The sequence below is a fragment of the Nocardia suismassiliense genome (assembly GCF_900269665.1).
Classification (GTDB): Bacteria; Actinomycetota; Actinomycetes; order Mycobacteriales; family Mycobacteriaceae; genus Nocardia; species Nocardia suismassiliense.
In genome coordinates, this window is the sequence record NZ_LT985361.1 from 9,079,512 (window position 1) to 9,103,540 (window position 24,029).

Here is a 24,029-nt window from a genome sequence, read left to right on the forward strand (position 1 = left end):
TCGGACTGGGCGGTCCGAACATTTTCCGGCGCACGAAATCCATACCCCACGGCTCCGCGATTTCGGCGCAGGATGGATGTCGTGAGAACTACAGCACTACGCCGCGTGACCCCCGCGATCGGTGCCGCGTGCCTTGTGGTCGGCGTCCTTACCCTGGCACCGCCGACCGCTATCGCCGAGACCCCCACCGCAGCCTTTGTCGCACGCCCCGATTCGCATGAGATCCCGCAGCGGGACGGCGAATCCGAGAAGAAGCGACGGGTGTACACCACCTGTGAACAAGCGCGCGCCGACTACGCGGGGCCGATCTACCGCGGGCTGCCGCAATACAACCCCATGCTCGACCGGGACGGCGACGGCTTCGCCTGCAACGAGTGACTACTGCACGGCCTGGAAGGTCAACATCGTTGCGCCTATGCGGATCTCGTCGCCGTCGGCGAGCAGGGCGCCGTTCTCGATCGGGTCGTCGTTGACGAAAACGCCGTTGGCCGAGTGCAGATCCTTGATCAGCAGTCCGGCCCGGCTCGGCATGATGTGCGCGTGATACCTGCTGGCCTTCGGGTCGTCGAGCACCAGGTCGTTGTCGGTCATCCGGCCGATGCGCAAGCCGCCCTGAGCAATCGACACCACCCGGCCGTCCGGTAGTCGCAGCTGCCCGCTGCGCACCGTACTCGGCGCCTCGGTGACGGTCTCGGTCATCGCCGCGGCCATCCGCTCGACCTGCCGGAGCTCGACGGTGCCGAGAGGTTCCTGGCGCAGTACCCGGTGTTCCAGCTCGATCAGGGCGGGGCCGGGATCGATGCCGAGTTCTTCGGCGAGCACGGTCCGCACCCGGCGGCACGCGTCGAGTGCGTCGGCCTGCCGCCCGGACAGGTAGAGCGCGGTGATCAACTGTCCCCACAGCGGCTCGCGCAGCGGATGCTCGCCGGTCATCGCGACCAGCTCGCCGATCACCGATGACGCACGCCCGCAGGCGATTTCGGCGTCGATCCGGGCGGAGGCGACGGCGAGGCGCTCCTCGTCCATCGCGGTGGCGAAACCGTCGGCGAATTGCAGGCCGGCCAAATCGGCCAGCGCCCGGCCGCTCCACTCGCGCAGTGCAGCACCGTAGAGCTGGGCGGCGCCGGCGTGATCGCCGAGCGCGACCGCGCGGCTACCGGCCTCCCGGCTCGCCTCGAAACGTCCGAGATCGCAGGCGGTCTCGGCGACTTCGAGGCGGTAGCCGGAGGATTCGGTGCGCAATACCAGCGCCGGATCTACACCCGAATTACGCAGCGCCTTGCGGATATTCGAGACGAACACCTGCAGGCTGGCGGCGTAGGAGTCGGGCGGATCCTCGTTCCACACCATGTCGGCCAGCGCGGCCGACGACACGGCGCGCCGCCGATTCACGGTGAGTGCGGCCAGCAAAGCCCGCGGCTTGGGCCCGCCGACCGCCACCGGCTCACCGCCGACTAGCAACCGGACGGGCCCGAGCACGCGCACATCCAGACACATGAGCTGTCGAGCCCCCGGTGGGTTGATGGGTCAGGCGCTGATCGACCTTCCCGCGGACTTCAGATCATTGCATGCCTCGGTGACACGTGCCGCCATCGCGGTTTCCGCCTTCTTGAGGTAGCTGCGCGGGTCGTAGACCTTCTTGTTGCCGACCTCACCGTCGATCTTGAGCACACCGTCGTAGTTGGTGAACATGTGCGTGACGATCGGGCGGGTGAACGCGTACTGGGTGTCGGTGTCGACGTTCATCTTCACCACACCGAAACGCAGCGAATCCTCGATCTCGGACTTCAGCGAGCCCGAACCACCGTGGAAGACGAAGTCGAACGGCTGCGCGTCCTGACCGAGACCCAGCTTGGCCGCGGCCACCCGCTGGCCCTCGGCCAGCACCTCGGGCTTGAGCTTCACGTTGCCCGGCTTGTACACACCGTGCACGTTGCCGAAGGTCGCGGCGAGCAGGTACTTGCCGTTCTCGCCCGCGCCGAGCGCGTCGATCGTCTTCTGGAAGTCCTCGGGCGAGGTGTAGAGCTTGTCGTTGATCTCGGCCTCGACGCCGTCCTCTTCACCGCCGACGACACCGATCTCGACCTCGAGAATGATGTTGGCCTGCGCGCAGGACTTCAGCAGTTCCTGGGCGATCTCGAGGTTCTCGTCGATCGGGATCGCGGAGCCGTCCCACATGTGCGACTGGAACAGCGGGTGCTGACCGTTGTTCACCCGCTCCTGGGAGATGGCGATCAGCGGCCGGACGAAGCCGTCCAGCTTGTCCTTGGGGCAGTGGTCGGTGTGCAGCGCGATGGTGATGTCGTACTTCGCGGCGACCACGTGCGCGAATTCGGCCAGCGCGACCGCACCGGTCACCATGTCCTTCACGCCCTGACCGGAGCCGAATTCGGCGCCGCCGGTGGAGAACTGGATGATGCCGTCGCTGCCTGCCTCGGCAAAACCCTTGATGGCCGCGTTGATCGTCTCCGACGACGTGCAGTTGATGGCGGGGAAGGCAAAGGAGTTCGCTTTGGCCCGACCGAGCATCTCGGCGTAGACCTCCGGAGTCGCGATGGGCACAGTAAGACCTCCGTGTTTGTTGCGGCAAAGACCTATTTTGTCAGCCACCACCCTAGGACAGCAGTGTTTCGCCTGGTATCCAGGGAGGCCGTGTAGTGCCCGCACGAGTGACCAGGCGGTAGTCAGCACGGAACCTTCAGGTGACCAGCAGGTAGTTTGGCGCACAGGGCGGGGTTTCTCAGCCGAACCCGGTACTGTGGGCCCGGTAATTGCGCTGGCCGCCTCCGATGCGATGGCAAGTGATCAGGCCAGCCGTATCCAGAACAGGAGACCACCGCGTGATTCTGCTGGCAGCGACAGAATCGGTGACAAGCAACCTCGCACTCACGGAGTTGCTCGACCCGATGCACCTGCTCACGGAGACGTGGCTCAAGAACGCGGTGCTCCCGGCCATTCTGGCGATCGTCTTCATCGAGACCGGTCTGCTCTTCCCGATCCTGCCCGGCGATTCGCTGCTGTTCACCGGCGGCCTGCTCGCGGCGCAGCCGAATCCGCCGGTGTCGATCTGGGTGCTCGTGCCCGCCGTCACGTTCATCGCTTTCGCAGGCGACCAGAGCGGGTATTGGATCGGCCGGGCCATCGGACCCGCGCTGTTCCACAAGGAAGACACCCGCTTCTTCAAGAAGCACTACGTCACCGAGACGCACGAGTTCTTCGAGAAGCACGGGCCCAAGACCATCATCCTGGCCAGGTTCGTGCCGATCGTGCGCACGTTCATGCCGGTGCTCGCCGGTGTGTCCAAGATGGACTACCGCAAGTTCGTCGCCTTCGACATCGTCGGCGCGATCCTGTGGGGCGGCGGCATCACCGTGCTGGGCTACTTCCTGGGCAACGTCGCGTTCATCCGGGATCACGTCGAGGCGATCTTCCTGCTGATCGTGTTCGTCTCGATCCTGCCCGGCGTCATCGCGGTGGCGAAGAAGCTGCTCAATCGTCGCGCGGAGCCGGCGGTTCGGCCTGAGGCCGAGCTGACCGTCTCGACGAACGAGCCGACCCGCTGAGCGCGTGTTCGCGGCGTCCTCGCCCCTAGCAGTGGGCACCTTCGATCCGCTGATGTCAGCGGGGCCCGCGCTCGTCTGGACAGTGGTGCTCACCTTTGTCTTCCTCGAATGCGCGGTCATCCTCGGGCTGTTCCTGCCCGGCGACTCCATGCTGATCACCGCGGGTGTGGTGATGGCCTCGCACGCCTCCGGCGAGGCGCAGGTGTGGGCACTGTCGCTGGGCACCATGGTCGCGGCCATCGCGGGCAACCAGGTCGGTTACGTCATCGGCGCGCGCACCGGGCATCGCCTGGTGGCCCGCAAGAACGGCCGCTACATCAATACCCGCAACCTGCAACGGGTCACCGAGTTGTTGCAGCGGCACGGGTTCGTCGCGGTGCTGATCGCCCGCTGGATTCCGTGGGTGCGCACGCTGTGCCCGACGGTCGCGGGCGCGGCCGGCATGGACCACCGCAAGTTCACCATCGCGAGCACGATCGGCGCGATCATCTGGGCGCCGGTGCTGCTGTTGATCGGGTACTACGCGGGCAGCTTCCTGGATCGGGTGCCGTGGCTGATGCCCATCGTGATCGGCACGCTGGTGGTCGGCCTGGTCCTGGGGACCGGGCTGGGGATCCGGCACTACCGGCAGGAGATGGCGAAGCCGCCGGAGGAGTTCGACCTGGAGACCACGCCGAGCATGGCGGTCGACGCCGAGAACTGACCGCCGGGTTTCCGCACGATCGGACCGGGTACGCCTGACACGGGCAATTTCCCGCCGTCCGAGGAGCTGCGGGCATGGACTGGTTCACGGCACCGGAGTACTGGCTGAGCAGGCTGGTCTTCCAGCGCGGGCTGGCGGTCATCTACCTGATCGCCTTCCTCGGCGCGGCCATGCAGTTCCGGGCGCTGATCGGCGAGCGCGGGATGCTGCCGGTGCCGCGCTTCGTGGCACGGACGCCGTTCCGGTTGGCGCCTAGCCTCTTTCAGCTGCACTATTCCGATCGGTTCTTCGCCGTGGTGGCGTGGGCCGGGGTCGGGCTGTCGGCCGCTCTGGTGGCCGGTGTGGCCGATCTGGTGCCGCTGTGGGCGGCGATGGGGATGTGGGCGGTGCTCTGGGCGGGGTATCTGTCGATCGTCAATGTCGGGCAGCGGTGGTACGGGTTCGGGTGGGAATCGCTGCTGCTGGAGGCCGGGTTCCTCGCGATCTTTCTCGGTAACGACGAGACAGCGCCGCCGGTGCTGGTGTTGTGGCTGGCACGCTGGCTGCTGTTCCGGGTGGAGTTCGGCGCGGGTCTGATCAAGCTACGCGGTGACACCTGCTGGCGTGACCTGACCTGCCTGTACTACCACCACGAGACCCAGCCGATGCCCGGGCCGTTGAGCTGGTTCTTCCATCATCTACCCAAACCGCTGCACCGAATCGAGGTGGCGGCCAACCACTTTGCCCAATTGGTCGTGCCGTTCGGGCTTTTCGCGCCGCAACCGGTGGCGAGTGTGGCCGCGGGGATCATCGTCGTCACCCAGCTGTGGTTGGTCATCTCCGGCAACTTCGCGTGGTTGAACTGGGTGACAATTCTGTTGGCGTTCACCGTGATCGACGGATCCTTGATGGCGAAGGTACTGCCGGTGCCCGAACCACCCGCGTTGCCGTCGGCACCGATGTGGTTCGCGGGATTGGTGATCGCGTGCACGGTGCTCACCGTGGTGCTGAGTTACTGGCCGGTGCGCAACATGCTCTCCCGCGACCAGCGAATGAACATGTCCTTCAACGCCTATCACCTCGTCGGCACCTACGGCGCGTTCGGCACCATCGGCCGGACGCGGCCGGAGGTGGTGTTCGAGGGGACCACCGACTCGGACGTCACCGAGCAGACCCGGTGGCAGGAGTACGAATTCAAAGGCAAGCCGGGTGATGTGCGGCGACTGCCCCGCCAGTTCGCGCCTTACCATCTGCGGCTGGACTGGCTGATGTGGTTCGCGGCGCTGTCACCGTTCTACGCGCGGCCGTGGTTGTTGCCGTTCGCCGAGCGGCTGTTGACGAACGACCGTGCGACGCTGCGTCTGCTGCGGCACAATCCGTTCCCGGACGCGCCGCCGAAGTATGTGCGGGCGCAGCTCTACGAATACCGCTTCACCACGCGGCAGGAGTTGCGACGCGACCGAGCGTGGTGGCAACGGACGCTGATCGGTGAATACCTGCCGCCGGTGACCTTGGAAAAAACGAAGTCGGCGTAAGGATTACAGCCCGGCGGCGCTGACCTGGTGGGCGGCTTCCATCAGCATCCAGCCGGACAACTGCACCGACAGGTCGCGTTCGGGCACCCGGGACGACGTCACCGAGCCACCGGGAGTGAATCGGCCCGCCCCCGCAATGCCGCCGGGCAGCGTCGCCGGCTTGCCCCAGTCGTGCCCGAACAGCGGCTCACCCTCGACCTCCAGCCGGTTGGCCCAGGCGGCCTCGGCGGAGGCGCGCACGATCGCGGCCGCACACCGTCGATCCGCCTGCTGCTCCTCGTCGTCGCCGGGCAGCATCAGCGCGACCACCGCCAAATAGCGGGCCAGGATGCCGTTGAACAGGCCACCGTCGCCACCGCCACCACCGTTGATGACGCCGCGGGTGGTCAGGTGCTCGTCGACGGCGGCGAGCAGCCGGTGCACCCGCTCGCCGTGCCGCGGCGCACCGGTGTGCACCGCCAGCTCGGTCTCCACGCCGAGCACCACGCCCTGGCAGTAGGTGAACACCGGGCGTTCGATCTCGCCGGACGGTAGATGGATGCCGTCGAGCATCAGGCCGGTCTCCGGGTCGCGCAGCGTCGCGTCCAGCCAGTCGGCCATCTCCTGCGCGCGCCCGTGCCTGCCGAGCCGCAGCAATGCGATGGCGGCCGGGCCATTCGCAGGGGTGTTGTAGTAGTCGGCGCCGATGCGCCAGGGCAGGCCGCCGCCTACCGCCGGATTCCACCCGTCGTACAGCGGCTTCTCCAGCGCGATGAGCCCGCTGCGCGCCTCGGTGACCCCCGCGGTCCGCTCCGCGCGTTCCAGCGCGATGGCCAGCCAGGCCATGTCGTCGTAGTACCTGTTGGTCCAGCCGGTGATATTGCGAATACGGTGCGAGCGCGCGATCGCGGCAATGCGCTTGCGGCGCACCGGCGTCGGCACCCGGTTGGCCGCGTCCACCGCGCAGTCGATCAGATGCGCCTGCCACCAGTAATGCCACGACCCGAACGCGCGCTCCCGCTTGGTCGCCGGCCAGCCGACCACCCCCAGCTGGGTGCCCGGCAGCGCCCACAACGCGCGCAGATGCCGGGACACGATCGCCGATTCCGCCATGTCCGCCCGCTCGGACCACAACGCCGGTGTCACCACAGCCTCTCCACCTCCCGGTGAGCACTCACCCAGTGCCCGCGGCGTCGCGCGCCGCGGATCCTGCGCCCTCCGCGTGGTCATGCGTCAATGGTGCCAGCACCGCCCGGATTTCCGCGCCCGATTTGTTACACAAGTGATGTGCAGTTGTTTTCGAGACTCCTGGCAGCGCACATTTGGGTTGCTAGCACGCTTGCCACTTTTCCGGCTAGCGTGCTAGCTTTTGTAATGATCGCAGAGCAGCCAACCAGGAAAGTCCTCAAAGGCCTCAAGGCCGAGGGCTGGTCGCGGTTGCGCGATGGTGCAGGTAGCCACACCATCTACGGGTGCCGCACGGGCAAACACGATGTGAGCGTCCCGGACGGACACAAATCCATCTCGCCGGGAGTTGTGCGCACCATCAGCAAGGCTGTTGCGTCCTGCGATTGCCCGGAGGAGGAAGAACAGTGAGCAAGTCCATTACCTACGAAGTCCACGCGAACCGCGTCGGCCGTTGGTGGGAAATCACCATTCCCGACGTTTATGGAGATGATCCGTGCGGGCAGGCGCGCCATCTCACCGACGTCGGCTACGAGGCGCGGACCATTATCGCCGCCAAACTCGACGTTCCGCTTTCTCAGGTCGAAACAACATTGATCGTTGACGACTTCGGCGACGCCCACGACGTGCAACCACGGACCGAGCGCATTGCCGTACTCCGCGCCGAGGTCGACCGCTTGTCGAACGAGCTCAAAGCCGAACAGGTTGCACTGGTGAAAGAGCTACGGCGTGAGAACGTTCCCGATGTCGATGTAGCTACCCTGCTCGGCGTGGCCCGGCAGCGAGTCGGACAGCTCGCAGAGTGACCCCCTCACCAGGCGTCGGCGAGGTCGGCGTGTTGGCGGACCCAGGCGTGCATGGCGATGCCGGCGGCGACGCCGGCGTTGATGCTGCGGGTTGAGCCGAATTGGGCGATCGAAACGGTCATAGCCGCTGCGGTTTTCGCGTGTTCGGTGACGCCGGGGCCTTCTTGACCGAACAGCAGGAGGCAGTTGCGGGGTAGTTCCGCTGTCTCGAGGGGGACCGAGCCGGGCACGTTGTCGACCGCGACCACGGTCAGTTGTGCGCGTGCGGCGAAGTCGAGCAGCTCGGCGACGGTCGCGTGGTGCTCGATGTGCTGGTAGCGGTCGGTCACCATGGCGCCGCGGCGGTTCCAGCGCTTGCGGCCGACGATGTGCACGGCCGCGGCGGCGAAGGCATTGGCGGTGCGGACCACCGTGCCGATGTTGGCGTCGTGGCCGAAGTTCTCGATGGCCACGTGGAAGGGGTGCCTGCGCCGGTCGATGTCGGCGACGATCGCTTCGCGCGTCCAATAGCGGTAGGCGTCGACCACGTTGCGGCGGTCGCCTGCCGCGAGCAGTTCGGGGTCGAAGTGCGGATCCCGCGGCGGCGGCTCGGCGTGCTCGGCGGCCCACGGGCCGACGCCGTGCGGGTGCTCGCCCCACTCGGTGGGCCCGGGTGGGTCCTGCTCGGCCGCGTCGGGCACTGGGTGATTCACTCCGACGATGCTAATTCCGGCCGCCGCACGACCGGAGCAGCGGGTCAGTAGGTGCTGCTGCTGCTCCAGACCCCGACCAGCCCGAGCACGACGAACAGCGCGACGAACAGGATGCCGAGAATGATCAGCACCGAGGCGATGATCCCGCAGACGTAGCCGACCATGACGTTCGAGCGACCGCCGAGCGTGCCGCCCGAGGCGTCGATCTCGTTAAGCGCCTTCTTGCCCATCACCCAGGCGACGGGGCCGAGGATCTGGCAGAACACCAGGCCGAGAATGCCGAGGATGAGAATCATGGTGGCCTGCGGGTGTTCCTGCGGCGGGCCGTAACCCCCGTAGGCTTGGTAACCGTACGGTGGCGGCTGCGGCGGGTAGCTCATCAGCAGGATGGTAGTTGGTGTAGCTGGCTACACCACACATTCGGCGGCCAGCTCCATCGAAGACCGCCCGCGCCCCGACAACCATGGAAGCCATGACCGAGATCCACGCCGAACCCACGCTCGTGCTCGACCCGACGCCAGGCAAAGCCGGCCGGTCGGCCGAGCCGGTGGCCCGTGCCATGCTCCGTGCCCCGTTCCAGGCCCGCACCTGGAAAGAACTCGTCTACCTCTTCACGGTGTTCGTGCTCGGCTGCCTGGCCGTCACCTACATGTACCTCGGCTGGGGCGGCGGGCTGATGATCTCGCTCACCATCATCGGCGTGCCGATCCTGGCGGTGATCCTGCTCGGCGGCCGGATCTGGGGGCGGATCTATCGGGCGCTGGCGAAGGATCTGCTCGGCGTGCGGGTGACCCCACCGCCGCCGTTTCGGCCAGAGCCGGGCTTGATCGGCTTCGTCAAGGGCGCGTTCACCGATCGGACCAGCTGGCGGGTCGCGCTGTTCCTGCTCGCGCAGGCGGTGCTCGGTGTCGTGGTCGGCTTCTTCGTGCTGGTTACGGTGGCGATGCTGGTGGTGATCGCGCTCTCGCCGATCCCGTGGGCGCTGCTCGACCCGGTCAATCTCGATGCCCAAGGCGTGGAACATCATTCGATGTTCCAGTTCGGCGACTACTACATCGAAACCTGGCCGCAGGTGCTCGGCTTCGCCGCGGTCGGCCTGCTCGGCTGCTTCTTGGCGCCGTGGCTGGTGCGCGCGGTGTGCTGGCTGCACGGGTTGCTGACCATCGCGTTGCTGAGCGCGACGGCGGCCGACCGGCGCATCGCCGAACTCCAGCAGGGCAGGCAGGCTGCGGTCGACGACTCCACCGCCACGCTGCGCAGGCTGGAGCGGGATCTGCACGACGGCACCCAGGCCCGGCTGGTGACCATCGCGATGGCGCTGGGTCGCGCGGAGGATCGGCTGTCGTCGGGCGGGGATCCACGCGACCTGATCGCGAACGCGCGCGCCAGCTCCAAAGAAGCGCTGACCGAACTGCGCGAGCTGGTGCGCGGAATCCACCCGCCCGCATTGGAACTCGGCCTCGGCCCGGCGCTGGAAACGCTGGCGGCGCGCAGCTCGGTCCCGGTGGAGTTGCGGGTGCATCTGCCCGAACGGCCGAGTCCGGCGATCGAGGCGATCGCCTACTTCTCGGTCGCCGAGCTGCTCACCAACGTGGTCAAGCACGCCGACGCCACCCGGGCCTGGATCTCGGTGGTGCCGACGGACGCCCGGACCATCGCGGTCACGGTGCGGGACAACGGAATCGGCGGTGTCCTGCAACCGACCGAGGGCGCGCTCGCGGTGGGCAGCGGGCTGTCGGGCTTGGCGGCGCGGGCGCGCACCGTGGACGGCACCCTCACCGTGCAGAGCCCGACCGGTGGACCCACCGTGGTAACCATCTTGCTGCCGAAGGACGGATCACGATGACCGAGTCGCTGCGCATCGTGATTGCGGAAGACAGCGCGATCCTGCGCGACGGGCTCGCCGGCCTGCTCACCGAGCGCGGCCACGAGGTGGTCGCCATGGTGGGAGACGCGACGACGTTGAGCGATGTGGTCGGTACGCACAATCCCGATGTCGCCGTGGTGGACGTGCGCATGCCGCCGAGCTTCACCGACGAGGGGCTGCTCGCCGCCATCGAACTGCGCCGCAAGTACCCGATGACCGGCGTCCTCGTCTTCTCCCAGTGGGTCGAAACCCGTTACGCCACCGAACTTCTCGCCGGCGGCGCGAGCGGAGTCGGCTACCTGCTCAAAGACCGGGTAGCCGATGTCCGCGACTTCGTCGACGCCCTCCATCGTGTCGCCACCGGCGGCACCGCCCTGGACCCGGAGGTGGTGAGTCAATTGATGGGCGCATCCCGCCAGCAGGATTCCCTGGCCCGCCTCACCCCGCGCGAACGCGAAGTGCTCGAGCTGATGGCGCAGGGCCTGTCCAACAACGCCATCGCCACCTCCCTCACCGTCACCGAACGGGCGGTGGAAAAACACATCGGCAACATCTTCACCAAACTGGACCTGCCGCCGTCGGACACCCACCACCGCCGCGTCCTCGCGGTCCTGCGCCTCAAGGGGTGACTCGCCGGTTCCATCCGAGCGGCTGCCTCCTGATTTGCGCACGTCAGTGGCGTGACGGGCCTATCCTTGAAGGTCTGACAGTCGGGGTGGAGGCTGGGATGGATCACGGGCGAATTCTGCGCACGGTGCTCGCGGCGACCGCCGGGTACCTGATTGTGCTCGGGATCTGGTTGGGGTGGGTGGTGCAGCACACACCGCCGGGCACGGTGCCGTTTCAAATCATGGCGTTGGTCGGGTTGTTCGGATCGTGCGTGGGCGTCGGGATGATGGTGGCGTCGCGCCCGTCGAAGGCCGACCGGCGGTTGTGGCGGGATGGGCTGGAGGGGTGGGCGACGGTGCACGGGGTCCATCCGTTGCGGCGGACCGACCATCACAGTGAGCTGACCGAGCTGGACTTGGAGCTGACCATTCCGGGCGGCGAAAGCTATCGGGGGACAATAGTTTTCGACGTCGCTCCGGCGGACAAGGCGCGACTCGCAGTCGGTGAGACCATCTCGATCCGCGTCGATCCGGCGAACCGCGATCGCATCATTGTGGTTCTGTGACAACAGCTTTCAGGCACCCGACACCCGCACACGTTTCGTCATGAAGCAGACTAGAAGTCAGGACTGACGCGTCCGTATTTGCGCCTTGGGATCCGCAAGCAGGAATTGGGCTGCGGCGTAGGTCGTCAAGATGACGGCTTCAGTGAGAGCGCGGGTGCGCTCGGTGCGCGCGAACAGCCGGCGCAGCACGATCAAGCCGTCGGAGACGGTGAACAGCAGCGCACCGAGCCCTAGCCGGCTACGTGGGTCGGAGTTCGGGATATTCACGCCCGCAATGGTTTTCGCGGATGGTGCGAGCGCGGGGTCGGAGGCGAGTACGCCTGCGGTACCCAGCGTCGCACCGTAGGCGGTCAGCGGGGCGGCCACACCGGGCGCCTTCGCGCGCAGCAGCGCCGCCGCAACCAGCCAAGCGCCCAGTCGCGGCAGCGCCACCTCGGGAAGCGGGCGGGCCCCCTTGCGCAACCACAGCGCCGAATAGCCGGTCTGCATCACCGCGAACGACGACGCCCCCGCGATCAGGCGGCGATCGTTGTCCGGGTCGATGAGCAGGATGTCACCGAGTGTGGCGGCGGCGAGCGACCCGAGCAGCACCGCGCGATCGGTGCGCTCGAGGTCGGCGCCCTCGGTGACCACGTCAGCCGCCAGCAGCGGCATCATCAGCGGTTTCGCGATCCACTGCACCTTCTCGCGGCCGGTGACGGCGGCATAGACGGTGAGCGCGGCCGCGGCGAGAAACCCCGCCCGGAACACCCGCATGGGGTCAGAAGCTCGGCTCGGTCGGCTTCGGTGGCAGCGTGACGACCTGACCGGCGTAGCTCAGTCCGGCGCCGAAGCCGAGCAGCAGCGCCAGCTGACCACCCTTGGCCTTGCCGCTCACCAGCATCTCCTCCATCGCCAGCGGAATGGACGCGGCGGAGGTGTTGCCGGTCTGCTCGATGTCGTTGGCCATCGGGATGTCGTCGGCCAGGCCGAGGTTCTTCTTCATCAGCTCGTTGATCCGGGAGTTCGCCTGGTGCGGTACAAAGACTTCGATGTCCTCCTTCGCCACCCCGGAGCGCTCCAGCGCGGTGGACAGCGCGCGCGGCAAGGTGACCGCGGCCCAGCGGAAGACGCGCGGGCCCTCCATCCGCAGCGACATCCGGCCGATGGGCTCCACCGCCGGGTCGGTGCCCTGCATCGCCTGCGCCTTCTCCATGTAGTCGAGGAAGTTGACGTCCTGGGCGATGGCACCCGCGTTCTCGCCGTCGCTGCCCCACACCGTCGGCGAGATGCCGTTCTCCTCGCTCGGCCCGATCACCACCGCACCCGCGCCGTCACCGAAGATCATCGCGGTGCCGCGGTCGGTCGGGTCGAGTCCGACGGTCATCGTCTCGGCGCCGATCAGCAGCACGTACTCCGCCGATCCGGCCCGGATCAGGTCGGCGGCCACGCCGAGGCCGTAGCCGAAACCGCCGCAGCCGGAGGTCAGATCGAACGCGGGAATACCGTTGATGCCGAGGTCGTGCGCGACCGAAGGGGCGCCGTGCGGGGTGAGCATGAGCCAGCTCGAGGTGGCCAGGATCAGCGTGCCGATCTTGGAGCGGTCGATGCCGCTGTTGACGATCGCGCGCTCACCGGCGGCGGCCGCGATCGACTGCAGCGTCTCGTCACCACTGATCCAGCGCCGGTTGCGGATGCCGGTGCGCTCGTAGATCCACTCGGGCGTGGAGTCGAGTACCTTGCATACCTCGTCGTTGCTGACGATGCGTTGGGGCCGATAGGCGCCGATACCGAGCATCGCAACGTTGTCGCGATTCTTGTTTGTTGCAATGCTCACCACTGGAGACGACCCTTCGCCTTCGAAGAACTAGACCGCTGCCCAGGTTAGCCCAGGGCCAAATCCTTGAGTCCGAGGATGGAGCGGTACTCCAGTCCCTCGGCGGCGATCACCTGATCGGCGCCGGTCTCCCGGTCCACCACGGTGGCCACGCCGACCACGTTCGCACCCGCGTCACGCAGCGCGCGCACGGCGGTGAGCGGCGAGTTTCCGGTGGTCGTGGTGTCTTCGACGACCAGCACCCGCTTGCCGACGATGTCGGGACCCTCGATCTGGCGCTGCATGCCGTGTGTCTTGGCGGCCTTGCGCACCACGAAGGCGTCGATCGGGCGGCCCGGCGCGTGCATGACGGCCATCGCGACCGGGTCGGCGCCCATGGTCAGTCCGCCGACGGCGTCGAAATCCCAGTCCGCGACCAGCTCGCGCAGCAGCTTGCCGATCAGCGGTCCCGCGCTGTGGTGCAGGGTCGCGCGGCGCAGGTCGACGTAGTAGTCGGCCTCCTTGCCCGAGGAGAGGGTGACCCTGCCGTGCACGACGGCGAGCTCGCGCACGAGCTGCGCCAATCTATCTCGGTCCGAACCGGCCGCGGTGTTCAGCGCCGACTCGTTCGTGGTTGCCTCGTCGATCATTCCTAAGTCCTTCCGCGTGTGGTGAACAGGCCGCGATTCAGTCGGGCCGCCAGGGTTCGCGGGATCATCCCGGCGGCGGTGGTAAGCGCTTTGTACTGCACACCGGGCACACTGAGCACCCGGCCTTTCTCCAGATCACGCAGGGAACCGGCGACTACCTGGTCGACACTCAGCCACCCGGCTTTCGGCAGCGACGACGGAGCCACCTGCCAACCCTTCCGTGAAGGATACGACGTAGGCCTTGGCGTGCGATCCACGTCCGGGGACCACCCCCGCCACACTGGCGAGGTCGACCACCGATCCCTCGGCCGCGGCGATCATAGACGGCACACGATCGATCAATACCACGGGACGGGTGGCGCCGGGCAGGCGCGCGACCACAGGGTTTTCGGTCACCCGCGCACGTGCGATCGACGCACCGCGCGGGTGCGAGCGGCACCGCTCACTGCGGCACAGGTCCCTGGTACGGGCGGAAGCCGGGGTGGAACGGGCCGCCGGGCGGCTCGGCTGCGGCGTCGTCCTCGCGCGCCGCCGGACGACGGATCGGCTCCTCGGCCCAGTCGTCGGCGGGCTCTTCGTCCCGCGGTGCGGAGCGCTTGTCGCGCTGCTGGTTGTCGCGCTCGTCCGGCGACCATTGCTCGCGCGGTTCCGGCGACCACTTGTCCCGCGGCTCCGGCGACCATTCGTCGCGGCGTTCGGGGGCCCACTCGTCGGCGGTCCTGCGGTCCTCGCGCACCCTGGCCCGCGCGTCCGGCACCACGGCCAGCGAGGGGCGGCGCGGCGGTTCCGGTTCGTCCGGTGCCGAGAGCGCCGCACGGTCGTCGAAGTCCTCGTCGTACGCCTGCTCGGCGAACGGCTCCGCGTCCTCGTCCTTGCTCAGCCGCGGCGGCTGTACCCGGGCGCCGCCGACGGGTGCGTCGTGCTCGTCGTCGTCTGTTTCCTCGGGACGCTGGCGGCCACGCGGGCGAGGCCGGCCCGGATCGTGCCCGCCGCTGTCGAAGCGCGGCTCGCTGACCGGCGGCAGCACGTGCAGCAGCCCGGACAGTCGAAGGACCGCGTCGATCGAGGTCTCCCACTCGCGCGCGGAGGTGCCGACGGACAGCATGCCCAGGGTCCAGTTGCCCTCACTCCAGAGCATCTGCACGGTGTCGGGCAGCGTCTCGATGAACGCCACCATGCGCTGATCGACGGCGTGCCTGGCGATTTCGGGGTTGGTCGCGAACACCACCCGGTCGCCGATGGCGCCGAGCAGTTCGAGATCGGCGTCCTTCGGCGGCGACGCGGTCTTGAGCCGCATGTCGACGTCGATGTCCGAGCCGATCTGGCGGCGCACCGCGATCAGCGTCGCGGAGTCTTCCAGGTCGAAGAGCACGAACTTCTCGCCCTTGCGGATACCGGAGACCACATCGACCGCGGAGAGGTAGCCGAGCTTGGCCAGCGCGCCGCGACGCCAGGTCGACGGCAGCGCGGGTTCCACCGACACATACGTGTAGCCCTGGGATTTCGCCCAGACCTGCCGCGCGTGACCGGTCCGCTGTCGCTGGATCCGATCGAAATACAGCAGCACGATCGCACCCACGAGTGCGATCGCCGCCAAGCCGAACCACATTGCCGTCATCACCGTCTAGCCTAACGAGCTCAGCGGGCGAATGCCCGTCGCCACCCGGCGTTGGTTCGTCGGGTCGTTCATCTGACGCCGCCGGGCAGCGCGGTACTGATGATCACTTTGGCGTGAATCGAACCATCCGCGGCCTTCTCACCCTGAATCAGCACGATGTCACCGGTGGGCAGATCGGAGACCTTGGTGCCCGACATGGAGATGACCTGGGTGTTGGCGTCGGTGCGCACGCTCACCGTGCTGCCGAGCAGGGTGCTCACCGTGAGCGTGCCGCCGTCGTTGGCGGTGATGGTGCCCATGGTCGCGCCGAGATCGTCGATATTGCCCAGGCCGGGCACGCTCGGAATCCCGCTCGGCGCGGGCTGACCGGAGCGCGGCGTGCCCGGCGTCGGCCGGTTCGCGGTCGGGAAGGCCGAGGTACTCGCGGCACTGTCGGACCCGGAATCCTTGCCGGCGAGCACAACTCCCGCGACCACACCCACCACGGCGATCAGCGCGACGACCCCGAGGCCGAGCGCTATCCACAGCCCGGTGTTGCGCCGCGGCGGCTCCGGCGGCAGCTGATCCGAGGGCTGCATGCCGTATCCGGGCGGGACGGGACCGCCCGGCGGTGGCGCCGCCCCCGACCATTGATCGCCGTAGACGTTCTCGTACGCGCCCCACTGGTTGTCGTGCGGCGGGAACGCACGGGTGGCGTTCGGCGGGGGCGCTGACCACGGCTCGAACTGCTCGGTCGCCGGATACGCCGAGGGCGCGCCGGACCCGTACGCCTCGGAGTAATCCGTGGTGTGCTGCGGCTGCTCGAACCCGGACTTGCCCGCCAGGTGCTCGGTCGGCGCATCCTCCGGCCGCTGTCCCCACGGATCGTTCGGGTTGGTCATGGACTCCAGGTTAGGCGTTACCGGGCCGGCGCCGGGGGCTTGCGCAGACTGAATTCGGGCCGGCGCGTCGATACCGAGGCATCGAGCGCCGACCCACCGTGACTCTTATTTGCCGACGATCAGCCCGTCACCGTCCGGCGTGACCGTCACCTTCACCGCATCACCGTCGGTGATCTCACCCGCCAGCAGCCCTTTGGCCAGCGTGTCACCGATCGACTGCTGCACCAGCCTGCGCAGTGGACGCGCGCCGTAGACCGGGTCGTAGCCGCGCACGGCCAGCCAGAACCGGGCCGAGTCGCTCACGTCCAGCGTCAGCCTGCGCTGCGCGAGCCGCTTCTGCAGCTGGTCGAGCTGGATGTCGACGATGTGCTCGAGCTGCTCCTCGTCCAGCGCGTGGAACATCACCACGTCGTCGAGGCGGTTGAGGAACTCCGGCTTGAACGCCGAACGCACCGCGTTCATCACGAAGTCGCGATCGCCGCCAGCGCCGAGGTTGGAGGTCAGGATCAGGATGGTGTTGCGGAAATCCACCGTGCGGCCCTGACCGTCGGTGAGCCGTCCCTCGTCGAGCACCGCGAGCAGGATGTCGAACACATCCGGGTGCGCCTTCTCGATCTCGTCGAACAGCACCACCGTGTACGGCCTGCGCCGCACCGCCTCGGTCAGCTGACCACCCTGGTCGTAGCCGACGTAGCCGGGCGGGGCACCGACCAGCCGCGCGACCGAGTGCTTCTCGCTGTACTCGCTCATGTCGATCCGGACCATGGCGCGTTCGTCGTCGAACAGGAAGTCCGCCAACGCCTTTGCCAGCTCCGTCTTACCGACACCGGTCGGGCCGACGAACATGAACGAGCCGGTCGGCCGGTTCGGGTCGGCGACACCGGCCCGCGCCCGGCGCACCGCGTCGGACACCGCCTGCACCGCCTCGGTCTGGCCGACCACCCGCTTGCCGAGCTCCTGCTCCATCCGCAGCAGCTTCTGGCTTTCGCCCTCGAGCAGCCTGCCCACCTGGATACCGGTCCACGCCGACACCACTTCGGCGATGTCGTCCGGGCCGACCTCCTCCTTGAGCATCACCTCGCCGTCGGCCGCCGCGCCGGAGACCTTCTCGGCCTCGACGAGCTGCTTCTCCAGCGCCGGGATCTTGCCGTAGCGCAACTCGGCGGCCTTGCCGAGATCGCCGTCGCGCTCGGCCCGTTCGGACTCCCCGCGCAGCGACTCCAACTCCTCCTTGAGGACGCGGACCTGATCGATGGCGCTCTTCTCGTTCTGCCAGCGGGTCATCAGCTGGTTCAGCTTCTCGCGGTCGTCCGCGAGTTCCTGGCGCAACTTCTCCAGGCGTTGCTTGGAGGCCTCGTCGGTCTCCTTGCTCAGCGCGACCTCTTCGATCTCGAGTCGCCGCACCGCGCGCTCGACCTCGTCGATTTCGACTGGGCGCGAGTCGATCTCCATCCGCAGCCGCGACGCCGACTCGTCGACCAGGTCGATCGCCTTGTCCGGCAGGAAGCGGGAGGTGATGTAGCGGTCGCTGAGCGTGGCGGCGGCCACCAGCGCGGAGTCGGTGATGCGCACGCCGTGGTGCACCTCGTAGCGCTCCTTGATGCCGCGCAGGATGCCGATGGTGTCGGCCACCGACGGCTCGCCGACGAGCACCTGCTGGAAACGCCGCTCCAGGGCGGCGTCCTTCTCGATGTGCTTGCGGTACTCCTCCAGCGTGGTCGCGCCGACCAGGCGCAGCTCACCGCGGGCCAGCATCGGCTTGATCATGTTGCCCGCGTCCATCGCAGATTCACCGGTGGCGCCCGCGCCGACGATGGTGTGCAGCTCATCGATGAACGTGATGATCTGTCCCGCACTGTTCTTGATGTCTTCGAGCACGGCCTTGAGCCGCTCCTCGAACTCGCCGCGGTACTTCGCGCCCGCAACCATCGCGCCGAGGTCGAGCGACACCACGGACTTGCCGCGCAACGACTCCGGCACGTCACCGGCCACGATGCGCTGGGCGAGCCCCTCGACGATGGCGGTCTTGCCCACGCCGGGCTCGCCGATCAGCACCGGGTTGTTCTTGGTGCGGCGGCTCAGCACCTGGACCACCCGCCGGATCTCGGTGTCGCGCCCGATCACCGGATCGAGCTTGCCCGCGCGGGCGGCCTCGGTGAGGTTGGTGGAGTACTTCTCCAGGGCCTGGTAGCTGCCCTCGGGGTCCGGGCTGGTCACCCTGGCGCTGCCGCGCACGGCGGTGAACGCCTCGCGCAGCGCGTCGGCGCTCGCACCGTACTTCTTCAGCAGCATCGTCACATCGGAGTCGCCCGCGGCCAGGCCGACCATGACGTGCTCGGTGGAGACGTATTCGTCGCCGAGCTCGGTGGCCAGGCGCTGGGCCGCGGTGATCGCGGCCAGAGCCTCGCGGCCGAGCTGCGGGGTGGTCGTCGCGCCGGTCGCGCTGGGCAGCCGGTCCACGATGTCCTGCGCCTCGCGCCGCACCGTGGCCGGGTCGACGCCGACGGCCTTGAGCAGCGGGGCGGCGATACCGTCGGTCTGGTCCAGCAACGCCACCAGCAAGTGGGCCGGACGGATCTCCGGGTTGCCCGCGGCCGAGGCCGCCTGCAGTGCGGCGGTCAGGGCCGCCTGGGTCTTGGTGGTGGGATTGAACGAGTCCACAAGTCACCTTCCTACTGGTCGATTGTCACGGCGCCGGAGCCTGATCCGCACGAACTCCACGCGCGGCTGCGTGCCGTCCTCTACATCCAACGTGGGAAAGGTTGAGTCTGTTCCGCTCAAGTTTAGTTATTTTCACCGCGTGTGAACGGTACGCCGCGACACCCTGCCAATGGGCGATGAATCACAGTGTCCATGGGGTATGGATGCATACGATGACCCTGGCCGTTAGTTGATGCATCAGGGAGCGCTTGCAAGCACGAAGGTGCGAGGCCCGCACTCTTCAGCCCGATCAAGGAGCCAATGGATGCGCGCGATTGTCGTACGGAAGTTCGGAGCCACACCCGAGTTGACCGACATGCCGGTCCCCGAGGCCGGAGCCGGCGCGGTCCGCGTGCAGCTCGAGGCGGCGGGCGTCAACCCGTTCGACGCGAAGATGGCCGACGGAATACTGGACGGCAAGCTGCCGCACGACTTTCCGATGATCCTCGGGGTGGACGGGGCGGGCACCGTCGCGGCGGTCGGCCCCGGCGTCACCGGGTTCGCCGTCGGCGACCGGGTGGTCGGCAAGTTTCTCAACCCGCCCGCAGGGCACGGCTCGTTCGCCGAGTTCGCGGTCATCCCGGAGAGCGGCATTCTGGTGCGCGTACCGGAGGCCGTGCCGACCGTCGCGGCCGCGGCGCTACCCACCGCGGGCCTCACCGCGCAGGACATGGTGGACGGCACTGACATCGAGCCGGGCCAGACGGTCCTGATCGTCGGCGCCACCGGCGGCGTCGGCTCGTTCCTCGTCCAACTGGCGAACATGGCGGGCGCGAACGTCATCGCTACCGCCCGCGGCGACGTCGCCGACCAGATGACCCGGCTCGGCGCGGCCGAGACCGTCGACTACACCGCGGGCTCGGTGCGCGAGCAGGTCGCCGCCGGGTATCCCGACGGCATCGACGTCCTCTACGACCTGGTGAGCCCGCCGGAGGTACTGGCCGAGCTGGCCGCACTGGTCCGCGACGGCGGCACCGTCTACTCCACCATCTGGTCCGCCGACGAGGACGCCTTGCGCAGCCGGGGCATCCGCGGCGGCAATATCGAATCCAAGGGCGGCGCAAGGGAATTGGCGCGGCTGCTGGACCGGGTAGCCGAGGGTGACGTGGTGGTTCCGATCGATGCGACCGTTCCGCTGGCCGATGGCGCGAGCGTTATCGGAGCCGTCGGCGCACGCGGCAAGACCGTGCTCGCCATCTGACCCGTCGACCGCCCGTTCCCGGCTCGACGGCCCAGCCCGGACCGTCGGCACACTGCGAATCGAAGGCCCGGTTCCACCGGCGCCGAGCGTCGGCGCGGCGCGGGTGTGACCTCGAGCGCAGGCCCGCAACACCGCACGTTTGCCCACCGATTACCGTTTGGCCCGGTCTTCAGGTACTAACCAACACGACCACGGCATTTTCGGGGATACTGATCAGCGGAGGACCGCCGGTTACGGGTATGTCCCCTGGGCAGAACTGAGGGAAAGGAAGCTCCGCGTCGTGGATGCGCGTTCGGCTGCGCTGGTCCGCGCCAACTTCCGTTCGGTAGTCGAGGCACCGAATGGACCCGAACGGTTGGTCAGTGCGTTCTACGGTCACTTGTTCGCCGAGAACCCCCAACTGCGGGAACTCTTTCCCCCTGCGATGGATATGCAGGCCAAGCGGATCGCCACGGCGATCCAGTACGTGCTCGATCATCTCGAGGATTGGGAGCGGGCGCAGAAGTTCCTCGAACAACTGGCGCGCGACCACCGAAAGTACGGAGTCGACGCGGCGCACTACGACGCCGCGGGGCGGGCCCTGCTGTCCGCGTTCCGCGCCTACAACGGCGCGGCCTGGCACCGCGGCCTGGAGGAGGGCTGGCGCGACATCACCATCCTGATCTCCGCGTCCATGGCCATCGGCGCCAACTCCGACAAGTCCCAGCCGTACTGGGAGGCGACCGTGGTCGGGCACCGCAGGGTGCTGGAGGATCTGGCCATCGTGCGGTTGCAGTCGGAGAGCCCGATCCCCTATCAAGCCGGCCAGTACGTGCCGCTCACGGTGCCGCAGCGGCCGAAGATGTGGCGCTACTTCTCCCCGGCGATCCCGGCGAATCCGTACGGCGAGATCGAGTTCCACGTGCGCAAGATCCGCGGCGGCTGGGTCAGCCCGGCCATCGTCAACGAGACGAGGGTGGGCGACCGCTGGCAGATCGCCGGACCGCTCGGCGGGTTGCACGTCGACCGCGACAGCGGCCGCGACGTGCTGCTGATCGGCGCGGGCACCGGGATCGCGCCGCTGCGCGCCCAGCTGATCGAGATGGGTCAGCGCGGCATCAACCCGCGGGTGCACTTCTTCATCGGCGGCCGCTACCCCTGCGATCTCTACGACGTGGAGAACATGTGGCAGCTCTCGCAGAGCAATCCGTGGCTCACCATCGTCCCGGTCTGCGAGCAGAAGACCAATCCGTGGTGGTATCCCCATCCGCCGCAGGAAGAGCCGTACGGCATGCACCGGCGGCTGATCGGTAACCTGGGCGCGGTGGTCGCGAGCTTCGGCGCGTGGGCGGACCGGCAGATCCAGATCGCCGGGTCGGCGAGGATGATCGCGGACACCCGGCGTGCGTTGATCGCGGTCGGTACTCCGGAGCACATCATCAGCTCCGACCCTGTGTGATGAAGGAGGCCCCGATGGGGGACCCCAGTGCGCTCGGTAATGGCGCACCCCTGCCGGCCGAGTGGACGGCGACGGTCGTCGGACACCATCGAATCCGGCACGATCTCGCGGTGATTCGCCTGATCGGCGAGTTCGTCCCGTTCCTCGCGGGCCAGTCCGTCGAGGTCACGGTGCCGCAGCAGCCGAGCATGCGGCGCAGGCTCTCGCCCGCGCTGCCGCCGTCGCTGGACGGCAAGCTGGAGTTCCATGTGCGCACGGTGCCGGGCGGCTGGTGCAGCGGCTCCATCGTGGCCGACACCAGGCCCGGCGACGAATGGCAGATCCGCGCTCCGCTCGGCACTTTCGCGGTCGACCCGGCGGGCGACGAGGTGGTGATGATCGCGGGTGGCACCGGCCTCGCCCCGCTGCGCGCGCAGATCTTGGACCTGGCCCGCGAGCCGGAGCCGCCACGCACCTACCTCTTCTTCGGCGGCCACACCCCGCGCGATCTGTACGCCTCGGACATGCTGTACCTGCTGGCCGGTGAATTGCCTTGGCTCACAGTCATTCCCGTGGTGGAGAGCCCGGACGATCCCAGCTGGGTAGACGAATGGTTCGAGCGCAGCCGCGTCGACATCGGCTTCCCACCGGACGAGATGCTCTTCGGCACCCTCGCCGAAGTGGTCGGTTCACACGGCGCGTTCGACCACCATCAGGTGCTGGTCTGCGGCTCCCCCGCCATGGTCAATGCCACGGTCGATCGGCTGCTCGCTACCGGAACTCCGCCGGAGCGAATCCAGTTCGAAGGGCTCTGAACCGTTTTCGGCCGACGGCGTAGCCGGAATCCGGCCGCGGTACTGGGCGCGACCGGATTCCGACTGTGTCCGGGACAACGGGAGGGGTCGAAATCCCGGACGGCCGGTCAGAACAGCGGGTCGTGGCGGATGTTCTTGGCGAGCGTCCCCGCGGCCATCATGCGGAACTTGGTGGTCTGCACCATCGATGGCGAGCCGACGATCTGCACGTCCCGGTCGGCCCAGGCGCCGAAGCTCGCGACCACCTTGCCGATCTGGCCGGTCAGTCGCGGTTCCAGGCCCGCGTGCGCCGGCGCGAGTTCGCCGGAATCGGTGTACCACCAAGGGTTTTCGTCGTGTTCGGTGACCGGCGTCACGGTGAGCCAGCGGTTGGCGACGGCCAGGCTGTTCAGCGTGTCCAGATCGTATAGATCGCACGGGTGGTGGCCGCCGACGAACAGGTGCACCTTCGGGTTGGTCCGCCGCTGCGCCATCGCCATCAACTGGGCCCGCAGCGGCGCGATGCCGGTGCCGCAGCCCACCATCAGCATCTTGCGCTTGGCGTTGCGCGGATTGCCGAGGCCGCCGAGGGGCGAACCGAGCAGCCACTGGTCACCGACGGCGGCCTGGCCGACGATCGAGGGGCTGACCCAGCCGCCGAGCACGGCACGGACGTGGAACTCGATCTCCCCGTTGGCATTCGCGGGCACCGCGGGCGACATGTAGCGCCACATCCGCGGCCGCGACGGGACCTGCACGCTCAGGTATTGCCCGGCGGCGTAGGACATCGGCTGGTCCAGCTGCAATCGCAGCACGGTCAAGTTGCGCAGTACCTCGCGGCGTTCCACCACGGTGCCGGTCCAGACCGGTGGTGTGGTTTCCTTGTCCGCCGCGCCGATCATGGTGTCGGCGATGATCTTCAGGCCTTCGTCCCAGGCCCGGTCGACCTCGTCGGTCCACATCTCGGTGCCCGCGTACACCTTCATCGCGGTTTTCAGCGAGACCGCGACGGCCGTGTAATGCGCTGCCTGCACACCGTATTTGCGATGGTCACGCCCGAGCTGGGCGAGGAAGGGCAGGAGCTTGTTCGGCTCTTCGAGCCGGTCCAACGCGTAGCCGATTGCCTTGACAAGGCGATCTCGCTGGGCGTCCATGGCTGCTGGAAAGAAATCGCGGACTTGGGGGTAGTCGGTGAATAGGATCGCGTAGAACGATCTCGCTAATTTTTCCGGCCCCCCTTCCTCCGCAGCAACCGCCTTGAACGTAGTTCTGATCAAAGCGACAGTCCGCGAATCCATTTGTGTCACAACCCCATTTCGCACTCGAACACAAACTGTGCCGGCGAGTGAGGTGCTGCGGGACACTCGTCAGCAGCCGTTGCCAAGGAGTGTAGGCGAGGTTTGCCAGGAGTGGAATCCTCCGTTTAAACAACAAGCGTGTAATTCCGCTGAAACGAGGACACGCCGAGCAAAACACTCACGAAACGGACT

25 protein-coding genes are annotated in these 24,029 nt (G+C 67.7%); 12 read left to right on the forward strand and 13 right to left on the reverse strand.

The genetic code is table 11. The features are described from left to right. The first annotated feature begins 81 nt into the window (after window positions 1–81). The gene (locus DBO33_RS40810) at window positions 82–378 is read left to right on the forward strand and encodes an excalibur calcium-binding domain-containing protein (protein WP_234391305.1); all 297 of its coding nucleotides are present in this window, start codon (window positions 82–84) and stop codon (window positions 376–378) included. Here DBO33_RS40810 and DBO33_RS40815 read toward each other — a convergent pair whose 3' ends face one another. After that, complete coding sequence (locus tag DBO33_RS40815; RefSeq protein ID WP_107659786.1) at window positions 379–1,497, reverse strand: BTAD domain-containing putative transcriptional regulator; 1,119 nt, start codon at window positions 1,495–1,497, stop codon at window positions 379–381. It lies immediately after the preceding gene. A 30-nt stretch (window positions 1,498–1,527) separates the two neighbouring features. After that, on the reverse strand, window positions 1,528–2,562 hold the full coding sequence (fbaA, locus tag DBO33_RS40820; protein ID WP_107659787.1) for a class II fructose-bisphosphate aldolase: 1,035 nt from the start codon (window positions 2,560–2,562) through the stop codon (window positions 1,528–1,530). A 344-nt stretch (window positions 2,563–2,906) separates the two neighbouring features. On the opposite strand from fbaA, the gene DBO33_RS40825 reads away from it, so the two are divergent. The 3 genes from DBO33_RS40825 to DBO33_RS40835 all read left to right on the forward strand — a co-directional run bounded on the left by DBO33_RS40825 (window position 2,907) and on the right by DBO33_RS40835 (window position 5,780). Further along, entirely contained in the window at window positions 2,907–3,563 is a 657-nt protein-coding gene (locus DBO33_RS40825; RefSeq protein WP_234391470.1) for a DedA family protein, read from the forward strand. 52 nt (window positions 3,564–3,615) lie between these two features. Beyond that, window positions 3,616–4,266: a DedA family protein gene (locus tag DBO33_RS40830; RefSeq protein WP_186818881.1), complete on the forward strand. Its 651-nt coding sequence runs from the start codon at window positions 3,616–3,618 to the stop codon at window positions 4,264–4,266. 74 nt (window positions 4,267–4,340) lie between these two features. Continuing rightward, the gene (locus tag DBO33_RS40835; protein ID WP_107659790.1) at window positions 4,341–5,780 is read left to right on the forward strand and encodes a lipase maturation factor family protein; all 1,440 of its coding nucleotides are present in this window, start codon (window positions 4,341–4,343) and stop codon (window positions 5,778–5,780) included. A 3-nt stretch (window positions 5,781–5,783) separates the two neighbouring features. On the opposite strand, the gene DBO33_RS40840 is transcribed toward DBO33_RS40835, so the two are convergent. Then, window positions 5,784–6,872 carry a glycoside hydrolase family 76 protein gene (locus tag DBO33_RS40840; RefSeq protein ID WP_234391471.1) on the reverse strand — a complete coding sequence of 363 codons (1,089 nt, stop codon included), beginning with the start codon at window positions 6,870–6,872 and terminating at the stop codon, window positions 5,784–5,786. Window positions 6,873–7,133: 261 nt separating this feature from the next. On the opposite strand from DBO33_RS40840, the gene DBO33_RS40845 reads away from it, so the two are divergent. Beyond that, complete coding sequence (locus DBO33_RS40845; RefSeq protein ID WP_199856909.1) at window positions 7,134–7,355, forward strand: type II toxin-antitoxin system HicA family toxin; 222 nt, start codon at window positions 7,134–7,136, stop codon at window positions 7,353–7,355. Next, window positions 7,352–7,750, forward strand: a complete 399-nt coding sequence (locus DBO33_RS40850; RefSeq protein WP_107659792.1) for a hypothetical protein — start codon at window positions 7,352–7,354, stop codon at window positions 7,748–7,750. Before DBO33_RS40845 ends, DBO33_RS40850 begins: the two co-directional genes overlap by 4 nt. A 5-nt stretch (window positions 7,751–7,755) precedes the next feature. Here the strand turns inward: DBO33_RS40850 and DBO33_RS40855 are convergent, their stop codons facing one another. Next, window positions 7,756–8,442 (reverse strand): TrmH family RNA methyltransferase, encoded by a 687-nt coding sequence (locus tag DBO33_RS40855; RefSeq protein ID WP_107659793.1) that lies wholly within the window; start codon window positions 8,440–8,442, stop codon window positions 7,756–7,758. A 44-nt stretch (window positions 8,443–8,486) separates the two neighbouring features. Beyond that, window positions 8,487–8,822, reverse strand: coding sequence for a DUF4190 domain-containing protein (locus DBO33_RS40860; protein ID WP_107659794.1), 336 nt, complete (start codon window positions 8,820–8,822; stop codon window positions 8,487–8,489). A gap of 92 nt (window positions 8,823–8,914) precedes the next feature. On the opposite strand from DBO33_RS40860, the gene DBO33_RS40865 reads away from it, so the two are divergent. The 3 genes from DBO33_RS40865 to DBO33_RS40875 all read left to right on the forward strand — a co-directional run bounded on the left by DBO33_RS40865 (window position 8,915) and on the right by DBO33_RS40875 (window position 11,483). After that, the gene (locus DBO33_RS40865; protein WP_107661033.1) at window positions 8,915–10,288 is read left to right on the forward strand and encodes a sensor histidine kinase; all 1,374 of its coding nucleotides are present in this window, start codon (window positions 8,915–8,917) and stop codon (window positions 10,286–10,288) included. Continuing rightward, a complete protein-coding gene (locus DBO33_RS40870; protein ID WP_107659795.1) occupies window positions 10,285–10,938 on the forward strand; it encodes a LuxR C-terminal-related transcriptional regulator in 654 nt (217 codons plus the stop codon). The genes DBO33_RS40865 and DBO33_RS40870 overlap by 4 nt, the downstream gene beginning before the upstream one ends. 98 nt (window positions 10,939–11,036) lie before the next feature. Further along, the gene (locus DBO33_RS40875) at window positions 11,037–11,483 is read left to right on the forward strand and encodes a DUF3592 domain-containing protein (RefSeq protein WP_107659796.1); all 447 of its coding nucleotides are present in this window, start codon (window positions 11,037–11,039) and stop codon (window positions 11,481–11,483) included. A 57-nt stretch (window positions 11,484–11,540) separates the two neighbouring features. On the opposite strand, the gene DBO33_RS40880 is transcribed toward DBO33_RS40875, so the two are convergent. From DBO33_RS40880 to clpB, 7 genes are all read right to left on the reverse strand, one after another. Then, entirely contained in the window at window positions 11,541–12,239 is a 699-nt protein-coding gene (locus tag DBO33_RS40880; protein WP_107659797.1) for a lysoplasmalogenase, read from the reverse strand. 4 nt (window positions 12,240–12,243) lie between these two features. Beyond that, a complete protein-coding gene (locus DBO33_RS40885) occupies window positions 12,244–13,302 on the reverse strand; it encodes a beta-ketoacyl-ACP synthase 3 (RefSeq protein WP_107659798.1) in 1,059 nt (352 codons plus the stop codon). A 44-nt stretch (window positions 13,303–13,346) separates the two neighbouring features. Beyond that, entirely contained in the window at window positions 13,347–13,928 is a 582-nt protein-coding gene (pyrE, locus tag DBO33_RS40890) for an orotate phosphoribosyltransferase (protein ID WP_107659799.1), read from the reverse strand. A gap of 2 nt (window positions 13,929–13,930) precedes the next feature. Next, window positions 13,931–14,134, reverse strand: a complete 204-nt coding sequence (locus tag DBO33_RS44860; RefSeq protein WP_407670593.1) for a hypothetical protein — start codon at window positions 14,132–14,134, stop codon at window positions 13,931–13,933. Between the two features lie 236 nt (window positions 14,135–14,370). Continuing rightward, window positions 14,371–15,546, reverse strand: a complete 1,176-nt coding sequence (locus DBO33_RS40900) for a type III secretion system chaperone family protein (protein ID WP_234391306.1) — start codon at window positions 15,544–15,546, stop codon at window positions 14,371–14,373. Between the two features lie 68 nt (window positions 15,547–15,614). After that, window positions 15,615–16,427, reverse strand: coding sequence for a DUF5666 domain-containing protein (locus DBO33_RS40905; protein ID WP_107659801.1), 813 nt, complete (start codon window positions 16,425–16,427; stop codon window positions 15,615–15,617). A 105-nt stretch (window positions 16,428–16,532) separates the two neighbouring features. After that, window positions 16,533–19,088, reverse strand: coding sequence for an ATP-dependent chaperone ClpB (clpB, locus tag DBO33_RS40910; protein ID WP_107659802.1), 2,556 nt, complete (start codon window positions 19,086–19,088; stop codon window positions 16,533–16,535). A gap of 304 nt (window positions 19,089–19,392) precedes the next feature. On the opposite strand from clpB, the gene DBO33_RS40915 reads away from it, so the two are divergent. The 3 genes from DBO33_RS40915 (at window position 19,393) to DBO33_RS40925 (ending at window position 22,560) form a co-directional block, all read left to right on the forward strand. Beyond that, window positions 19,393–20,328: an NADP-dependent oxidoreductase gene (locus tag DBO33_RS40915; RefSeq protein WP_107659803.1), complete on the forward strand. Its 936-nt coding sequence runs from the start codon at window positions 19,393–19,395 to the stop codon at window positions 20,326–20,328. A gap of 280 nt (window positions 20,329–20,608) precedes the next feature. Next, on the forward strand, window positions 20,609–21,766 hold the full coding sequence (locus DBO33_RS40920) for an FAD-binding oxidoreductase (protein WP_107659804.1): 1,158 nt from the start codon (window positions 20,609–20,611) through the stop codon (window positions 21,764–21,766). A gap of 14 nt (window positions 21,767–21,780) precedes the next feature. Then, window positions 21,781–22,560 (forward strand): FAD-binding oxidoreductase, encoded by a 780-nt coding sequence (locus DBO33_RS40925; RefSeq protein ID WP_107661034.1) that lies wholly within the window; start codon window positions 21,781–21,783, stop codon window positions 22,558–22,560. A gap of 107 nt (window positions 22,561–22,667) precedes the next feature. On the opposite strand, the gene DBO33_RS40930 is transcribed toward DBO33_RS40925, so the two are convergent. Beyond that, a complete protein-coding gene (locus tag DBO33_RS40930; protein ID WP_107659805.1) occupies window positions 22,668–23,837 on the reverse strand; it encodes a globin domain-containing protein in 1,170 nt (389 codons plus the stop codon). Window positions 23,838–24,029 lie beyond the last annotated feature (192 nt).

Bases quoted from the DNA above. Each gene is read 5' to 3' on its own strand.
- DBO33_RS40815 (WP_107659786.1), bottom strand. From the start codon at position 1,497: ATGTGTCTGGATGTGCGCGTGCTCGGGCCCGTCCGGTTGCTAGTCGGC.
- DBO33_RS40825 (WP_234391470.1), top strand. From the start codon at position 2,907: ATGCACCTGCTCACGGAGACGTGGCTCAAGAACGCGGTGCTCCCGGCC.
- DBO33_RS40830 (WP_186818881.1), top strand. From the start codon at position 3,616: ATGTCAGCGGGGCCCGCGCTCGTCTGGACAGTGGTGCTCACCTTTGTC.
- DBO33_RS40835 (WP_107659790.1), top strand. From the start codon at position 4,341: ATGGACTGGTTCACGGCACCGGAGTACTGGCTGAGCAGGCTGGTCTTC.
- DBO33_RS40840 (WP_234391471.1), bottom strand. From the start codon at position 6,872: ATGGCGGAATCGGCGATCGTGTCCCGGCATCTGCGCGCGTTGTGGGCG.
- DBO33_RS40845 (WP_199856909.1), top strand. From the start codon at position 7,134: ATGATCGCAGAGCAGCCAACCAGGAAAGTCCTCAAAGGCCTCAAGGCC.
- DBO33_RS40860 (WP_107659794.1), bottom strand. From the start codon at position 8,822: ATGAGCTACCCGCCGCAGCCGCCACCGTACGGTTACCAAGCCTACGGG.
- DBO33_RS40865 (WP_107661033.1), top strand. From the start codon at position 8,915: ATGACCGAGATCCACGCCGAACCCACGCTCGTGCTCGACCCGACGCCA.
- DBO33_RS40870 (WP_107659795.1), top strand. From the start codon at position 10,285: ATGACCGAGTCGCTGCGCATCGTGATTGCGGAAGACAGCGCGATCCTG.
- DBO33_RS40875 (WP_107659796.1), top strand. From the start codon at position 11,037: ATGGATCACGGGCGAATTCTGCGCACGGTGCTCGCGGCGACCGCCGGG.
- DBO33_RS40880 (WP_107659797.1), bottom strand. From the start codon at position 12,239: ATGCGGGTGTTCCGGGCGGGGTTTCTCGCCGCGGCCGCGCTCACCGTC.
- pyrE (WP_107659799.1), bottom strand. From the start codon at position 13,928: ATGATCGACGAGGCAACCACGAACGAGTCGGCGCTGAACACCGCGGCC.
- DBO33_RS40900 (WP_234391306.1), bottom strand. From the start codon at position 15,546: ATGACGGCAATGTGGTTCGGCTTGGCGGCGATCGCACTCGTGGGTGCG.
- DBO33_RS40905 (WP_107659801.1), bottom strand. From the start codon at position 16,427: ATGACCAACCCGAACGATCCGTGGGGACAGCGGCCGGAGGATGCGCCG.
- DBO33_RS40915 (WP_107659803.1), top strand. From the start codon at position 19,393: ATGCGCGCGATTGTCGTACGGAAGTTCGGAGCCACACCCGAGTTGACC.
- DBO33_RS40925 (WP_107661034.1), top strand. From the start codon at position 21,781: ATGGGGGACCCCAGTGCGCTCGGTAATGGCGCACCCCTGCCGGCCGAG.
- DBO33_RS40930 (WP_107659805.1), bottom strand. From the start codon at position 23,837: ATGGATTCGCGGACTGTCGCTTTGATCAGAACTACGTTCAAGGCGGTT.